This window comes from Pseudoalteromonas sp. SCSIO 43201, from assembly GCF_023716725.1.
Lineage (GTDB): Bacteria > Pseudomonadota > Gammaproteobacteria > Enterobacterales > Alteromonadaceae > Pseudoalteromonas > Pseudoalteromonas peptidolytica.
The window spans coordinates 2,833,146-2,850,024 of sequence record NZ_CP072683.1 but is presented as its reverse complement, the minus strand read 5'-3'; the positions used below and the strand labels follow the sequence as shown (position 1 = coordinate 2,850,024).

The following is a 16,879-nucleotide window of genomic DNA, read 5'->3' as shown; positions in this document are numbered from 1 at the left end:
AAAGGCCATTATGGCCTTTTTTGTTTGTGAAAGGTTATGTATACAGAAATTAAACCGAGAGAGCGGGTTGACGACAGTCATTTACCATCATCGTTACATCCGGTGATCAAGCAGCTTTATGCCGCAAGAGGGGTGAAAGCAGCTTTTGAGTTAGATAATAGTGCGGCAACGCTACACGACTTTAAGCTGTTCAAAGACATTGAACTGGCAAGCCAAATCTTAGCGCAAGCACTCGCAGAGCAAGCAAAAATACTCATTGTAGGGGATTTTGATGCCGACGGTGCTACCAGTACAGCGGTATTGATGGAGGGGTTAGCGCAGTTTGGCTTTTTGCATGTCGACTACGTTGTACCAGACCGATTTAGTTTGGGATATGGATTAAGCCCTGCTTTAGCTGAGCAAATTGTATCGCTTAGCCCCGACTTAGTGATAACAGTTGATAACGGTATTTCTTGCATTCGTGGTGTAGAAATTGTCAAGCAAGCGGGCATTAAAGTTATTGTTACCGATCATCATTTACAAGGTGATGTCCTGCCGAATGCCGATGCAATCGTAAACCCTAATCGCCTTGATTGTGAGTTTCCATCAAAATCTATCGCCGGAGTGGGGGTTGCTTTTTATCTCTTAATCGCGCTACGACATTACTTGCGCTTGCAGAATTATTTTACTGAGCAAAATAAGCCAATACCTAACCTAGCTTCTTTACTTGATATTGTCGCGTTGGGTACCGTTGCTGATGTGGTGGCGCTGGATGCGAATAATCGTACGCTGGTACACCAAGGGCTTGCACGGATCCGTAGTGGTCAAACAAGGCCTGGGATCCAAGCCTTGATTGAAGTTGCGAATCGAAATATTGCAAGGTTGAGCGCCAGTGACTTTGGTTTTGCTTTGGCTCCAAGGTTAAATGCGGCAGGTCGCCTTGATGATATGAGTTTAGGGATCGCCTGTTTGTTGTCAAAAGATATTAATCAAGCACGCCGTATTGCGTCTGAACTCGATAGTTTGAATATTGAACGTCGTGAAATAGAGCAAAGCATGCAACAAGAAGCGCAAGCGGTATTGGAACGGCTAGTATTGAAAAGCCAAGCCGTGCCAGACGCCTTGTGTTTATATCAAGATGATTGGCATCAAGGGGTAATAGGTATTCTGGCTGGACGCCTAAAAGAAAAATATCATCGTCCATGTATTATTTTTGCACAAGGCGACAATGGTGAGATCAAAGGGTCGTGTCGCTCCATTGAAGGTCTGCATATGCGTGACCTGCTTGAGTCAATCAATACCCAGCATCCGGATTTAATTATAAAGTTTGGCGGTCATGCGATGGCGGCGGGGCTGACTATTCAAGAAGCTGAATTTGCCAATTTTAAGAGGATATTTGAGCAACGAGTCAGTGCAACCCTGACTGAGGAAGCAAAACAAAGCATTCTCTTGACCGATGGAGAATTACCAGGTGATTGTTTCACCATGGATTTTGCTTTTGAATTACAACAGGCAGGACCATGGGGACAACAATTTAGCGAGCCTATATTTCAGGATATATTTGAGTTGGTGCAGCAGCGCATTGTTGGTGAGAAGCACCTAAAACTTGTGCTTAAGCACCGCTCTGGTCGTCTGGTTGATGCAATAGCGTTTAATGTTGATGTTCGGGCTTGGCCAAATCACCAAGCAATTCATGCTTTGTTTGCTTATCAACTCGATATTAATGAGTTTCGTGGTAAATATAATTTACAGCTCATTGTTCGTGAGCTTCAAGCACAGTAGAGTTAGTAAGCACGTCGTCAGCGGCGTTTTAGAAAAACTACGAAAATTCTCCCTTTAAGGGATGCTAAGCGCGGTTATTATTTGATACTATTGGTCGCTTAAATCTAGAGTCTGGCAGATTGTCAGGCTTGTTTGTGAATTCACAAACCCACAAATTTAGTTCTGGAGTAATGGTAAATGTTTGAAGTGAATCCTGTGATTAACCAAATCAAGGAAATTCGCGAGCGTACAGAGCTTCTTAGGGGGTATCTTTGACTACGCTCTAAAGCAAGAGCGTTTAGAAGAAGTTAATGCCGAATTAGAAGATCCTGCTGTATGGAATGAGCCGGAAAGAGCCCAAGCACTGGGCAAAGAAAAGTCAAACCTAGAAGTCATCGTTGAAACCATCGATAACCTTGTAGCCGGCGCTGATGATGCAGAAGGTTTGGTTGAGCTTGCTGTGGAAGCTGAAGATGAAGAAACCTTCACTGAAGCAGAGCAAGAAGTTAACGGCCTTGTTGAGCAACTGGAAAAGCTAGAGTTTCGTCGGATGTTCTCGGGCGATCAAGATGCCAACGATGCGTATATCGACTTACAGTCAGGTTCCGGCGGCACCGAAGCACAAGACTGGTGTAACATGTTGCTTCGTATGTATTTACGCTGGGCTGAAGCGAAAGGCTTTAAAGCTGAAATCGTTGAAGCGACAGATGGCGATGTTGCCGGTATTAAGGGTGCAACCGTGAAAGTGAGTGGTGAGTATGCCTATGGTTGGCTGCGCACTGAGACTGGTGTACACCGCTTAGTACGTAAGAGTCCTTTTGATTCAGGCGGTCGTCGTCACACTTCATTTGCCTCTGTATTCGTTTACCCAGAAATTGACGATAATATCGAGATTGATATTAACCCCGCAGATCTTCGTATCGATGTATATCGTGCATCGGGCGCTGGTGGTCAGCACGTTAACCGTACAGAATCGGCGGTACGTATTACACACTTACCAACGAATACCGTTGTACAGTGTCAAAATGACCGCTCGCAGCATAAAAACAAAGATCAAGCGATGAAGCAGTTAAAGGCGAAATTGTTTGAACTTGAACTGCAAAAGCAAAATGCTGAAAAGCAAGCCCAAGAAGATGCAAAATCTGACATTGGTTGGGGCAGCCAAATCCGTTCATACGTGCTCGATGATTCACGTATTAAAGATTTGCGTACTGGTATTGAGAACCGCAATACCCAAGCCGTATTAGACGGTGATTTAGATAAATTTATCGAAGCAAGCCTGAAATCAGGCCTTTAATCCACAAGCTAAACTAAGAGCTAAACAATGACAGATCACAATCAAGACGAAAATAAACTTATTGCTGAGCGTCGTGGCAAGCTAGATGCGATCCGTGAGAATTGCCCTGCAAATGGCCACCCGAACTCATTCCGCCGTGAAGACTACACGCAAGATCTACAAGCTAAGTTTGGTGATAAATCGAAAGAAGAACTTGTAGAGCTTGACCATCATGTTTCAGTTGCGGGTCGTCTGCTTGCAAAACGTGGTCCTTTCTTAGTATTACAAGACATGAAAGGTCGCATTCAGGCTTATGCTTCAAAAGACGTACAGAAAGACCTAAAAGAAAAGTATGGCCAGTTAGATATCGGCGATATCGTTGGCGTTAAAGGTCCGCTTCATAAGTCAGGTAAAGGCGATTTATACGTAGACATGGTTGAGTATGAGCTACTGACTAAGTCGTTACGTCCACTGCCTGAAAAGTTCCACGGTCTGACAGATCAAGAAGCGAAATATCGTCAGCGTTATGTTGATTTAATTACTAACATGGATACGCGTGAAACTTTCCGTATTCGCTCTAAAGTGATTGAAGGTATTCGCCGTTTCTTGGCAGAGCGTGACTTTATGGAAGTGGAAACGCCGATGCTGCAGGTTATTCCTGGCGGTGCCTCTGCACGTCCATTTGTAACCCATCACAATGCACTAGATATCGATATGTACTTACGTATCGCGCCTGAGCTATACCTTAAGCGCCTAGTGGTTGGTGGTTTTGAGCGCGTGTTCGAAATCAACCGTAACTTCCGTAACGAAGGTTTATCTACACGTCACAATCCTGAATTCACGATGATTGAGTTTTATCAAGCATACGCGGATTACAATGATTTGATGAACCTAACTGAAGACATGCTACGTACCGTTGCACAAGACGTTTTAGGCACCACGACGGTGATTAATACCGTGAAGAATGCTGAAGGCGAAGTAACTGAGACGATTGAGTATGACTTTGGCAGCCCATTCCAGCGCTTATCAATGGCTGATGCTATTCTACAATATGGTCCTGATGCTGAAGCACAAGCTGAAATCTTCAAAGATCCAGAAAACCACTTTGAAGCACTGAAAGCTTACGCGAAGAAAGTACACGTTAAGATCCCTGAAAAATGTGTATGGGGTCCAGGTAAGTTCTTATGTGAAATCTTCGAGGAAGTTGCTGAACATAGACTTATCCAACCGACGTTCATCACTGAATACCCGTGGGAAGTGTCTCCACTTGCGCGTCGTAATGACGAAAATCCATTTATCACTGACCGTTTTGAGTTCTTTGTTGGTGGTCGTGAGCTGGCGAATGGTTTCTCTGAGCTTAATGATGCTGAAGATCAAGCTGCGCGCTTTGCTCGTCAAGTGGAAGAAAAAGATGCAGGTGACGATGAAGCAATGCACTATGATGCGGATTATATCCGTGCGCTAGAGCATGGTTTACCGCCAACAGCAGGTGAGGGGATTGGTATCGATCGCCTAGTGATGTTGTTCACAGACTCACCGACTATCAAAGACGTTATTTTGTTCCCACATATGCGTCCAGAAGTACAAGCTGAGCAATAAGTACTTTCAAGTCATTTGAAGCTACATTAAGAAAAGCGCCTTATGGCGCTTTTCTGTTATTTGTGTGAGAAAAAGCGTATTGCGTATTCAAAGCATCATGCGCTCTATACTTGTTGGCCTTGAAACTTGCTCAATTTGAAGACGTAAATCTGACGCTAACGGCGTTAAAAGTTTCTTAATGAGAACAACTAAATAACCTAAACTTGGGATAATAGCTGGTTCTCTAGCAGCGGTTATGAACTAGATCTTCTTGCATAAAAATCGCTCACTAATTAAGTCGAATTGGTATTGTAGGGCTATGTGAGCATTCACTCAGTCTATAATGCAGTTCCTTATTTGATACTTGATTATCTAGCTTTATTAACTAACCTTCTTCAAGTTTGAGAATACTTCACAATAATAATACCGAGACACTTAATTGAGCTGTCAGCTTTGTTTAGTAAGCAACTGCCAAAAAATTAAGATAGAAGTTAACTGTAAAAATTGGATGGCTATTAGGTACGCTTGGTTTCGGACGAAGGGAAATAAAATGAACCGCCACGAACATATTGATGCTGACGACGAACACGAGCAAGCGAGAATAATGTATTATCGAGCCTGTATTGCTGAGTTTCAACAGCTAGGTTATCAAGAAGCACTTTTAGATGAAACATTCAGCCAAAAACGTTTAGGTGAAACCAAGTTGAATGACTCTAACTCTCTACAAAATGAGTAAAATTTGGCGTTAGTGCTGAGTAACTAGGCAGACTGCACAATCTATCACCATTCAGTGCTTTTTTACAAGAAAAGTATTTGACATATTTTTTCTAACCTATATTATACGCCCCACAAGACGGAGAGGTGGCCGAGTGGCTGAAGGCGCTCCCCTGCTAAGGGAGTATAGGGTTTGTAGCCCTATCGAGGGTTCGAATCCCTCCCCCTCCGCCATTTTATAATGGTTATCTTGTACGGACGCATAGCTCAGCTGGATAGAGTACCTGGCTACGAACCAGGCGGTCGGAGGTTCGAATCCTCCTGCGTCCGCCACTTTCTCTTTAGGTGGTAAAAAATAAAGAAGTTGGAAAACTATACATTCAAAACGGACGCATAGCTCAGCTGGATAGAGTACCTGGCTACGAACCAGGCGGTCGGAGGTTCGAATCCTCCTGCGTCCGCCACTTTCTCTTTAGGTGGTAAAAAATAAAGGTAGGAAACAGGAAGTCGGAGGTTCACCTTCACAAAATACGTCCTGCATCCGCCACTTTCTCTTTAGGTGGTAAAAAATAAAGGTAGGAAACAGGAAGTCGGAGGTTCACCTTCACAAAATACGTCCTGCATCCGCCACTTTCTCTTTAGGTGGTAAAAAATAAAGGTAGGAAACAGGAAGTCGGAGGTTCACCTTCACAAAATACGTCCTGCATCCGCCACTCTTCTTTAATTGGTAAAAAATAAAGAAGTTGGAAAACTATACATTCAAAACGGACGCATAGCTCAGCTGGATAGAGTACCTGGCTACGAACCAGGCGGTCGGAGGTTCGAATCCTCCTGCGTCCGCCACTTTCTCTTTAGGTGGTAAAAAATAAAGAAGTTGAAAAACTATACATTCGAAACGGACGCATAGCTCAGCTGGATAGAGTACCTGGCTACGAACCAGGCGGTCGGAGGTTCGAATCCTCCTGCGTCCGCCACTTTCCTCAAGTGGTAAAATAAAGAGATACACAAGCCGACTTAAGTCGGTTTTTTTGTGCCTGAATATACAGTGTAGAAGCAGGTTTACCCTGCGATCTTTAATCTCACCGTTACTCATCGCCATACGGATGCTAAAGCGGTCGGAGGTTCACTCCCCACAAAGTACGTCCTGCGTCCGCCACTTTCCTCAAGTGGTAAAATAAAGAGATACATAGGCCGACGTAAGTCGGTTTTTTTGTGCCTGAATATACAGTGTAGGAGCAGGTTTACCCTGCGATCTTTAATTTCACCGTTACTCATCGCCAAATGGATGCTCAAGCGGTCGGAGGTTCACTCCCCACAAAGTACGTCCTGCGTCTGTCATTTCCCTCTAGTGGTAAAATAAAGAGATACACAAGCCGACGTAAGTCGGTTTTTTTGTACCTGGACATTTCGGAAACCTTTGAAAATGAATGCCTTTTCATTTATTGTTGAGTTGATAATATTGTCTAAATTCTCAGTGGCTTCTATGTTTCAGTCATTCATCACGTTGGTGATCTTAATTTTTGGTTTCTTATCATTCAGCCTCAATGCGCTTACCTTAGGTGCTGAGCGAGCTGAAGACTACTTATCTGCTTTGAAAGGCAAACGAGTGGGACTCATTGTAAATCAAACCTCCCGAGTCGCAGATCATCATCTTGTAGACTTTTTAATAAAACAAGGTGTTGATGTTAAGAAAGTATTTGCCCCAGAGCATGGCTTTCGTGGAAACCAAGATGCAGGCGCGCAAGTTGAAGACGAAAGAGATGTGAAAACCGGACTGCCAATCATCTCGCTTTATGGCAAGAATAAAAAGCCAAAAGCTGATCAGCTTAAGGACATCGATATTCTTATTTTTGATATTCAAGATGTCGGTGTACGATTTTATACTTATATCAGCACCATGCACCTCGCGATGGAAGCAGCATCAGATATTGGTATTGAGTTTTGGGTGTTTGATAGGCCAAACCCAAATCTGAACTATATAGATGGCCCAGTATTAGAAAAGCCGTTTCGGTCATTTGTGGGCATGCACCCGATCCCAGTACTACATGGTATGACGGTAGGGGAGCTTGCCTTGATGATTAATGGAGAAGGCTGGTTGGTAAGTAACAATAAATTGCGCCTTCGCGTGGTTTCTATGCTGCAATACAGTAGTGCAACCCAATACAAAACCCCAATACCGCCAAGTCCTAATTTACCTAATCAACGCGCTATTTATCTATATCCTTCGCTCTGCTTTTTTGAAGCGACCCCAGTTTCGGTAGGAAGAGGCACAGACTTTCCGTTTCAAGTATTTGGCCATTCAAACCCTAAACTAGGAAAGTTTAATTTTACCCCTAAGCCTGTCATCGGTGCGGCCTCTAACCCAAAACTAAATGGTGTGATTGCTTATGGTGAAGATTTAAGGGACAGTTCAGTGAGAGGATTTGATTTAACTTGGTTTATTGCTGCCTATCAGCAATTCAGCCATGAGGGAGTGGAGTTTTTTCAATCCCCGAGCTTTATGGACAAATTAGCAGGAACAGACAAAGTCCGCAAGGCCATGGAGGCAGGGTTGACTGCCTCAGAGATCCGCACACTGTGGCAGCAGGATGTTCAGCGTTTTATAAAGCTACGAGAACAGTACTTGTTGTACCCACGGTGAGCGACTTAGTTGAAAACGACTAAAACACGGCAGGTAGCCTGCCGTAAAACATCATTACTCGCTGCGCAATACCTGCATGTTTTCGTTTGCTTTATCAACGCGTTTTTGCCAGTGAAGGTTCGACTGTGCCAGCGATGTAAACAATACATCTATAAGATAAGCTTGTGAAGTACGTGATAACATACCTGAGTGCTTAAGCGGCTCTCCTTCGTTAATGCAGTACAGCGTGGCGTCCGCCATTTCGGCTAGTGCATGGTTGCCATATCTTGAAATAGCCAAACACTTACAATCATTGTCTAGTGCTTGATTCGTTAGCGTTAACAAGCTTTTACTTGTACCTGTATTACTAATAACTATCAGTAGATCATCTTTTCCCATTGTAGCGATAAAGCTAGAAGCACTGATCTCATCAACTTGTGCAATGGCTGGGATCCCTAGTTTTTGTAATTTCCATGTTAAATCTTGTGCCATCGTAAAGGTGCTGCCCAGCGCACAAACTATTACTTTTCTGGCGTTTTTTACCAGCTGAATTGCGCATTCAAACTGTTTAGCTGAATTTAATTTCCGAGTCTCTGAGATAACATTTTGCTGTTTTAGTTGTAATTTATCTGCAATTAACTCAATAGAATCGTTGCTGGAAATTAGCTCATCAATTGGCAAGCTTGTATCTGCTTGCTCGTTAAGTGCATCCACCACGGCTAATTTAAAAGCAGGAAACCCTTTGTAACCTAACTTTTGAGCAAATTTCACGACGCTAGATTGGCTAACACCAGCTTCACGCGCCAGCTCAACAGAAGAAAGCGCACGGATTTTATCGCCCGAGTTCAAGGTAAAGTCAGCGAGCTTAGCCTCACTATTTGATAGCGATGGACGAAGAGCTTTGATTTTGACAAATGTAGACATGCGATACTCAATCCGAACTAAATTAATCTGTCCATATTATAGGTTCAATTGTAACGTTACGATAGACCAAAAAGGAATATCATTGCACAAAACACACTCATTGTACCAGTTTTGGGGTTAAATGTTGACTTAAATTTAATTTATTCATAAAGACTTGGTGTTTTAAATCGCTTAACTTAAGCTAGGTGTTTTGAATTCGTAGACTAAACTATATGGCTTGGTACTCAATTTTACCACCTTTGATCGCGATAGTGGTCGTGTTTTGGCGTAAAGAAGTCATCATCGCACTGATATTAGCGCTAGTTTCATCTGAGCTTCTGTTGGCAATGAATGGCCAGCAGCCATTACTTTGGGCGACTTTTGTTGGTAGTGTTGAGCGTGTTATTGAAGTGTCGACTTCGGCAGGTAATAGTAGAATATTAATTTTCAGTATCGTGATTGGAGCACTGCTGGCTTATATTCGAGAGTCTGGTGGAGTTGCTGCCACGGTAAATATGCTACTAAACCGAGGGGTTGCAAAAAGTAAACGTCAAGTTGGGCTGTTGACAATGTTTACAGGTACCGCCGTATTTATAGAGTCAAATATGAGCGTACTAACGTCAGGCATTGTTGCTAGGGGACTATTTGACAGGTTCAGCATGAGCAGAGCACGTTTAGCTTACATTATTGATAGTACCAGCGCTCCTGTTTGTATTTTAATTTTATTAAATGGATGGGGAGCATATGTTCTCGGTTTGCTGAGTAATTATGAGTTGGCGCAATCTCCAGTCAGTATTTTATGGGGTAGCGTAATGTTTAACTTTTACGCGATTATCGCACTCTTAATTGTGTTTTACACAATTATCTTTGATAAAGTCCACGGCCCTATGAAAAAGGCTGAGCAGGAACTCCAGCATCAATCTGTTGAATTAGATAGTGGCCCTCAAGCCACCAAGTCTCGTTATATGTTAATACCATTATTGACGCTGATCATAAGTATGGTTGGGTTTATGTTTGTAACCGGAAATGGTGAGTTGGCAAATGGAAGTGGGTCTAAGTCTGTGCTCTACGCCACAATATTGGCCGTAACAGTCGCATACATACTGCTATTAGCCGGTAAAAGATTTAACCATCATCAATTAATGGATATCGGTTTTAAAGGAATGGGAGAATTGCTCCCACTTGTTAGCATAGTGCTCCTTTCTCTAACGCTGGGTGCAAGCCTGAAGGACTTAGGTACAGGGACTTTCGTTGCATCTTTGGTGGGTGACTATTTGCCTGTGTATTTAATCGTACCTGTGCTTTTTATCACAGGAGCGATAATGTCGTTTACTACAGGAACTTCTTGGGGCACTTTTGCAATACTTATACCGATAGGTGTGCCCTTGATCCAAACGTTAGGATTGCCACCATCCTTAGTGATAGGCGCTATTTTGAGTGGAGGTATATTTGGAGATCACTGCTCACCAATTTCTGATACTAGTGCAGTTTCTGCACTCGCCTCGGGCTGTGATTTACTCACTCATGTTAAAACTCAGCTCCCTTATGCGCTAGTAGGAGGAGGGGCTGCAATTGTTTGCTTTATGATTGCAAGCTTCGTTATGATCTAGTTATAGGCTCCAGCTATATGACTTTGTTTTGATACCAGCCTCATTTTAGTTAGCGTGAGTGACATCTGGGGGGCAAGCCGGTATCCGGCTATGTCCCATGCTTTCTATGTCGATGATTTGTCCCTCTGCGGATGTAGGTACCTTGGCGATAGCAGGACGAGGTAGCGAGGTTATCGACAAGATTTTCTCGCCTCAAAATAGACCACCTAATTAGGCAAATTGATATCATTTTTGCTGTCATGGTGCTGCTCCTTAAAATAAATCGTTAAAGGAAAAACGATCAACAATGACCAAGATGATGGAAATTTCTTATTTCGTTGATATGAATCTTGGTATGATGTGATGCCTTGGTTTAGAATGCGCGGGTTGAAAAGGCACGTAGCGTCTTGAGTTAAACTTAGGGGAGTGGTGAGTTATGACATTAATAGAGATAGATAAAGCCCGTTATCGAAAGCACTTAAATCAGGTTATTGTGGCATGTGTTATTGCATTGACTGCGATTAGTTTAGGCGTAGCGCAGCTACTTATCTATTTGTTTCCAGATGCTGATGGTAGCCACTTCCATTGGAACTTATCAGGTGTCGTCGTGGCCTGTTTGATAATTGCTGGTGTCTTAAAAAAATACAAATCCCATTCGTTTATGACCGAAGTGAGTTATGTATGGGATTTGAAGCAGGCACTCAATAAAATTACACGAAAGATGTCTAAACTAAAGCAAGCCGCAGCAAACGGAGAGGTGGAAGCAATGACTGCGATTCAATACAGTTATGCAGGCTCAAGGCAGCTTTGGCAACTTGACGATAACACCATAACGATGGATGACTTAGCACTATGGCAAAGTGAACTTGATGCACTTGCTAGCAAGTACCAAGTTGAAATTCGAGCAGAAAATTATCATGAGTCTATTTTAGATAAATATTAAGGTGTGTTGATCTTTGTTTTTTGAGTATTTTATTGGTTGCGACACTCGACTTGCCGCCTAGCAACCTATGCAACAATGAGCAAAACGCGCTAAAGTGAATCCAAACTGCTGCAAAAACAAACCTGAAAGATAAACAAATCCTAGGCAAACCTTTGATAAGTAAGGTTTGCAATTTTTCACATTTTTTAATGTGACACTAATATGTCAAAAGAATAATATACCGCTCGTTTTTTCTATTAGTGGGACGAGTAGGGTAGTGTCGTTACGTCATAGACTGCATCAATTTGGTTGGTTAGTGTTAATTAACTCACTTTTTTCTATCTTACTAGCAGCAAATGTTGTTAATTCTAACCCGAATAGCTACCAGGGCCTGACTCTCTTCTACGCTACAGTGTCGACATGGGGGCATATGGCATTGCTCACAGGCGCTATTAGTTTGGTGCTATTGCCATTGGTTTGGGTTAAGTCAGAAGGTTGCAGGGCGCTCGGTTTTTCAGCTTTTTATGCTTTTTTCTTTGCGTTACTAATAGCCAACAGTCTGTGTTTCGAGCTATACAAATTTCATATCAATGGTGTCATTATTGATATGTTGTTAGCAGGGCAGGTGATTGAGTTATCGGTGCATGCTTGGATACAAGCCAGTGTTATTTTTGTCCTCTTATTTGTGTGTCAATACATACTTGTTAAGTGGAGCAGTAGACCAAAACGGCTAATGAGTATGCGGCTGGGGCGAAAATATGTTGTAGCCACCTGCGCCGCCGTGTTAGCAAGCAACACAATTCACGTTTGGGCAAGTGCTAACGTATACCAACCAATTACTGGATTCAGCAAGTACTTACCGCTTTTTAAGCCAGCCACCGCGAATACACTTTTGCGGCAATATGAGTTAATAGATGAAGCAGCGCTTGCACAACAAAAAAGCATGTCTTTGGTAAAAGGGCAGTTTAATTATCCGCTTCATCGGCTTGAGGCAGACTCTGTTACTGCTCCTAATATTGTCGTTATTGTACTTGACTCTTGGCGCTACGATGCTTTTACAAAAAGTGCCACTCCTAATATCTGGGCGTTTGCCAAACATGGCCTGACCTTTGAGCAGCACTTCTCGACCGGTAACTCAACTAGAACTGGGATCACTGGCTTATTTTACAGTTTAACAGGAACCTATTGGCAAGATATTTACAACAATCGTGCCGCTCCGCTATGGATGGATAGAATGCGCGAATTAAACTATCAATTTGGTATTTTTTCTTCAGCGCAGCTGATCCGCCCTGAGTTTAACGAAACCGTTTTTTCTAATATAAATGGATTGCAAACCCACACTGAGGGTGATGATGTATTGGCTAGGGATAGGCAAATAACCAAAAACTGGCTGTCGTGGTATGACAACAAAGCGCCAGCGCAACCCTCATTTAGCTTTCTCTTTTACGATGCAATTCATGGGTATGCTGTGCCTGATGGCTACCAAGCTGGATTTCAGCCAATGCATGGTCCGATCAACCATATGTTGCTACACAATAACTACGAAAGACAGCCAGTTTATAATCGCTATTTAACAAGTACTCACTTTGTGGACAGTTTAGTTGCGTCAGTATTAGCGAAGATTAATAGAGAAAATACGTTGGTAATTATTACCTCAGATCATGGTGAGGAATTAAATGACAACAAGCTGAACTATTGGGGCCATAATAGTAACTTTTCAACTCCTCAAGTGAAGGTCCCGTTTATTGTAGTAGGGCCAAAAGTAGAAAAATGGCGTCATTGGAAAACATCCCGTGCTACAACCAGCCACCTAGATGTAGCACCTACTATTATGAAAACGTATTTGGGGGTAAAAAATGAGGTACAGGACTTTGCACTTGGCATGAGTCTTACAGAGCCCGCCCAAGAAAGGGAATGGTTGTTATTGAGTAGTTACAACAAATACGCCATTGTCAACAGGCAGCAGATTATAGAAGTATCAACATTGGGGACTTACGAGGTACTTGATCATAGTAACAGGCCAACTGAGCAAGTTCCAAACTACAAGCATGTACAGCATGCCTTGGAGCAAAGTCGACACTTCCAATAAGAACTGAACTATCTGATACCAATTCAATGGAATTTCCTTTCTAAAAGCCAAGTATGATGGGAGCTTTAATCAATTAGTATCTGTCTACCGGCTACCTTGATGCTCCCGTGCTTAGGTTAGATTAGTATTATTCTCATCATCTATTGAATAAACTGCAAACGCATTTTTTTTACCTCGTTTTACGGCATACATGGCTTTATCTGCATACTCAATAAGTTGCCCCAGCTCTTTGGCATCTTTTGGGTAACTCGCAACACCAATACTAGCGCCAACACTAAGATGTATATTTTTAGTCTCGTTAGTTTGCCACAGCATTTCGGTGTTGATAGCTGCTAATAAATTTGCCGCAATTTGGTGTAATTTTTCTTTTTCGACACAGTGTAGGGCAATTAAAAACTCATCCCCTCCCCAGCGGCAAACAATGTCTTTGTCTCTAACGCGCTTCGTTATTTGCTTGGCTATATGTCTTAACATTTTATCCCCAGCATTATGGCCATAAATATCATTTACCGGCTTAAACTCATCCAAATCTACGATAAATAGGCTAAAGGGTAAGGCGTCATTGAGCCATTCATTAAGCTTGATTTCAGCGCCGTGACGGTTATACAGCCCAGTAAGCTTGTCGCGGTTCGCTTTTATATTCAGCTCTTGGAAAACAGTCTTTCTCATTGTGATGTCAGAGAGGAAAATTTGCAGATAAAGTTGTCCGTTGCTTTCTAAACGCAGCATAATGATGCTGAGCCAAACGGGTTGCTCTGTGAGCGGATTGATAAATTCAAACTCAGATTGTGTGGGCTGGTTAAGGGCGAGCGTGTGTTCAGTAAAGGTGTATAGTATATCTGGAGTTTGGCAATAACGGCCGAAGCTCTCAGGAAAAAACTCTTCTAAGTCAATTCCCATTCCGGCAAGCAGATCACAAGCAGCGTCATTGGCCAAGAGCACCTCTCCTTTGTCTTTCACTAATAATGTCGGCGAGGAAGAACGCTCAAACATCAGTCGAAAGCGTTTTTCCAGTGCTTCTATGTCAGCCCTGAGGCGACGTTCTTGTTCGAACATCGCGGCGGTTTTCGCGATAAGCTGATTAGTATTGTTAGCAATATCACCTATTTCGCTAGAGTCATGGCCATTTGGTATTTCCAGCTTGAGTGGCGCACCAGGAATGACCTGGGCAATCTGTTTATTCAAAATGCTCAGGGGTTTGGTGACTAGAAAGTGTGTCAGGATAGTAAAAATGACCAGAATAGGAATAATGACGATCATTAACGTCTTGACGCTGGACCGAGCGATGTCTCTGGCGTTTTGTTCAATAAATATGGAATTTGGCTGGATATAGATTTCACCAACAATTTCATTAAACAGAAATGGATGGTTGAGCTTGATGATAGTCGCGTTGTCGGTCTTAAAGCCCACGCTTTGTGCCAACCATTTTTCCTCACTTTTCATTGCAGCAGAGGAAATAACATCGTTACTGATCAAGCCATTTATTACCTCTACTGCCAAATCCTTATCGTTAAGATACGTAGCAATAGATGAAGAAGCCGAAACCGTTTGACCGATTTGTCCAATAATAGTACTGGAACGCGCTAATTCACGCTCGAAAATGTGATCGTGATATAGCTTGGCATATAAAAGCGAAAATACGCATGTTGATATGACCAGCACCAGTGCTAGTCGGACAATCAATCCATATCTAGTCATTGATCTGATAAATTACCTTAACATCGTCAGTCACAAGCTCCATCGGTATATAACCTATGGCATTAGGTGTTTTTACGATATTTTTTAGTATAGCCGAAGGAGATGAAAAGTACTGAGGAGGAGATACCTTACCGCTAAACTTGATCCTTGACCAATACGCATTGATTTGACTTTCATTTCGTCCTGTAAGCGCAAAAAAGAATGGCTCTCTCATGGGGTGGGACTTTTCATAATCATAGGTAACCGCCATTTCCCCATTAGGAAACGCTACATATTTTCCCATGTACATATCAATAAGTTGCCGCTGTGAAACGGTATCTATCGGGTTACTTTTATTGACGATAACGGCAATATCAGCATGAGCAAATAAAGGGCTTACACTAACAAGTAAAAGTAAAAACCTCAGCTCTTTCATCAAAACACCCAATTAAAGCTTAAGGTGAAGGTGTTAAACGAAAGGTCAGGCTCCTCAAACTGATCCGCTCGATGTAAATAAAATGCGCTGGGTAATCGGTGGGTTGTGGTGTGTTGCCAGTTAAGTTTTAAAGCCAGTGTTGCTGAGAGCTCGCGCCGCCAAGTTAAAGAGGTTGTGCTTTGATCAAGTTGGTAAAATCCAGAGTGCATTGACGCTGCTTGATACAACTCTACTAACTCAGGTAACGGTACTGTGGGTCCTGGCTCTACCTCTTTATTATCGGATTTGGCAATGGAATAACTTATTGAGAGCGTATTCAAATCAAATCGCTTACCTATCGTAATATAACCTGCCTTGAGATGATTAAGGACACTTGAATTTGAGTCGGTGAGAGAGGCTTCAGTTTGTACTAGCCAATTTGAATCATCATATCGCATGCTTAATGCGTTATAAGTAAAATCTTTATCTTGTATAAAAAGAGAGTCGATCAATTGTGATTTAGTAGGCCAAAATGAGAGTGGCACTTTGGCTAGGGCGTCACGTAATTGGCCTTGTTGTTCGTGTTCATTAGCCGACTTTGTTGTGGTGTAATTAGCTCTAAATAGCCAGTTTAGTGTTTCATATTGTGCCACTACGCCTAAGATAGACTTGAGCTCCACATTCCAAAAAAAGCCATTGTCACTGTAAAGCGGTGACTCAGATCTTCCCCAATATGCTTTTATGCTTGCTACACCATGGCTCAGTGGCGCGCGGTACTGAAGATCAATACCATCCAAGTTCTGGTGAGGAATGATGGCGTAAAACTCAACTGGCGGATGCTCCAAGTCCATAGAGTAACCAATATCTCGATACTCGGTCATTAAAAACAAATCGAGCCCGGTACGTCCAGCACGAAACTGCCAATTTGAGCTTGCACTGTAGCGTAAAAAAGCCAATTTCAGAGTATTGTTAATTTTATCATTGCGTTGGTCTTTGATTAGCAGTTGTCCGACTAGATCAAATGAGCTGTTTATTTTCCATTCGGCTTGTAAGCCAATTGAAGAGAATGAAAAGTCAAGTTCATCTGTCGTTACTCCGCTTGGTTGTGAGATTGTTTCTCTAATTTTAGCCGTGCGAGAGTCTGTTTTTACCGCTTTAAGCGTCGCAAAACCGCTAAAGTCGGCATTTGCACTATGGCTTAATGGTGTGAAAGCCAACAAGCATACGAATACTGAACGCATAAAATTTGTGTGAGAGTTTATCTTCCTTACCTTTCAGACTAGTTTGATTTTTACCATTTACCAATGCGATGTTACCTTTAGCCTTGTATAATGCCAGTAAAGACACCATATCTCT

Annotated in this window: 12 protein-coding genes and 5 tRNA genes; 13 read left to right on the top strand and 4 right to left on the bottom strand. The window is 42.5% G+C overall.

The window, feature by feature from the left end; genetic code table 11:
• Positions 1-36 precede the first annotated feature (36 nt).
• From recJ to J8Z24_RS12255, 10 genes are all read left to right on the top strand, one after another.
• A complete protein-coding gene (gene recJ / locus J8Z24_RS12300) occupies positions 37-1,761 on the top strand; it encodes a single-stranded-DNA-specific exonuclease RecJ (protein WP_252094771.1) in 1,725 nt (574 codons plus the stop codon).
• 177 nt (positions 1,762-1,938) lie between these two features.
• A protein-coding gene (prfB, locus tag J8Z24_RS12295; protein ID WP_125250840.1) for a peptide chain release factor 2 occupies positions 1,939-3,037 on the top strand; the annotation gives its coding sequence in 2 pieces (ribosomal slippage) (positions 1,939-2,013 and positions 2,015-3,037; 1,098 coding nt in all).
• A 27-nt stretch (positions 3,038-3,064) separates the two neighbouring features.
• On the top strand, positions 3,065-4,615 hold the full coding sequence (gene lysS / locus J8Z24_RS12290; protein WP_128731925.1) for a lysine--tRNA ligase: 1,551 nt from the start codon (positions 3,065-3,067) through the stop codon (positions 4,613-4,615).
• 529 nt (positions 4,616-5,144) lie between these two features.
• The gene (locus J8Z24_RS12285; protein ID WP_147391061.1) at positions 5,145-5,330 is read left to right on the top strand and encodes a hypothetical protein; all 186 of its coding nucleotides are present in this window, start codon (positions 5,145-5,147) and stop codon (positions 5,328-5,330) included.
• Between the two features lie 119 nt (positions 5,331-5,449).
• A tRNA-Ser gene (locus J8Z24_RS12280) sits at positions 5,450-5,542 on the top strand.
• Positions 5,543-5,564: 22 nt separating this feature from the next.
• Positions 5,565-5,641, top strand: a tRNA-Arg gene (locus J8Z24_RS12275).
• A gap of 54 nt (positions 5,642-5,695) precedes the next feature.
• Positions 5,696-5,772 (top strand) — tRNA-Arg (locus tag J8Z24_RS12270).
• Positions 5,773-6,074: 302 nt separating this feature from the next.
• Positions 6,075-6,151 (top strand) — tRNA-Arg (locus J8Z24_RS12265).
• Between the two features lie 54 nt (positions 6,152-6,205).
• Positions 6,206-6,282: transfer RNA gene (locus J8Z24_RS12260), tRNA-Arg, on the top strand.
• Positions 6,283-6,791: 509 nt separating this feature from the next.
• Positions 6,792-7,949: an exo-beta-N-acetylmuramidase NamZ family protein gene (locus J8Z24_RS12255; RefSeq protein WP_147389819.1), complete on the top strand. Its 1,158-nt coding sequence runs from the start codon at positions 6,792-6,794 to the stop codon at positions 7,947-7,949.
• Between the two features lie 54 nt (positions 7,950-8,003).
• On the opposite strand, the gene J8Z24_RS12250 is transcribed toward J8Z24_RS12255, so the two are convergent.
• The gene (locus tag J8Z24_RS12250; protein ID WP_125254034.1) at positions 8,004-8,852 is read right to left on the bottom strand and encodes a MurR/RpiR family transcriptional regulator; all 849 of its coding nucleotides are present in this window, start codon (positions 8,850-8,852) and stop codon (positions 8,004-8,006) included.
• Positions 8,853-9,064: 212 nt separating this feature from the next.
• Here J8Z24_RS12250 and J8Z24_RS12245 point away from each other — a divergent pair, with 212 nt between their 5' ends.
• The 3 genes from J8Z24_RS12245 to J8Z24_RS12235 all read left to right on the top strand — a co-directional run bounded on the left by J8Z24_RS12245 (position 9,065) and on the right by J8Z24_RS12235 (position 13,431).
• A complete protein-coding gene (locus J8Z24_RS12245) occupies positions 9,065-10,441 on the top strand; it encodes a Na+/H+ antiporter NhaC family protein (RefSeq protein ID WP_252094770.1) in 1,377 nt (458 codons plus the stop codon).
• A 415-nt stretch (positions 10,442-10,856) separates the two neighbouring features.
• On the top strand, positions 10,857-11,363 hold the full coding sequence (locus tag J8Z24_RS12240; RefSeq protein WP_125254032.1) for a DUF3087 domain-containing protein: 507 nt from the start codon (positions 10,857-10,859) through the stop codon (positions 11,361-11,363).
• A 190-nt stretch (positions 11,364-11,553) separates the two neighbouring features.
• Entirely contained in the window at positions 11,554-13,431 is a 1,878-nt protein-coding gene (locus tag J8Z24_RS12235) for a DUF3413 domain-containing protein (RefSeq protein WP_353507000.1), read from the top strand.
• Between the two features lie 111 nt (positions 13,432-13,542).
• Here J8Z24_RS12235 and J8Z24_RS12230 read toward each other — a convergent pair whose 3' ends face one another.
• From J8Z24_RS12230 to J8Z24_RS12220, 3 genes are read right to left on the bottom strand one after another with little or no spacing between them, the layout of a single operon-like run.
• Positions 13,543-15,129, bottom strand: a complete 1,587-nt coding sequence (locus J8Z24_RS12230; protein ID WP_252094769.1) for a sensor domain-containing diguanylate cyclase — start codon at positions 15,127-15,129, stop codon at positions 13,543-13,545.
• Positions 15,122-15,544 (bottom strand): type 2 periplasmic-binding domain-containing protein, encoded by a 423-nt coding sequence (locus J8Z24_RS12225; RefSeq protein WP_252094768.1) that lies wholly within the window; start codon positions 15,542-15,544, stop codon positions 15,122-15,124. Before J8Z24_RS12225 ends, J8Z24_RS12230 begins: the two co-directional genes overlap by 8 nt.
• Entirely contained in the window at positions 15,544-16,764 is a 1,221-nt protein-coding gene (locus J8Z24_RS12220; protein WP_252094767.1) for an AsmA family protein, read from the bottom strand. The genes J8Z24_RS12225 and J8Z24_RS12220 overlap by 1 nt, the downstream gene beginning before the upstream one ends.
• Positions 16,765-16,879 lie beyond the last annotated feature (115 nt).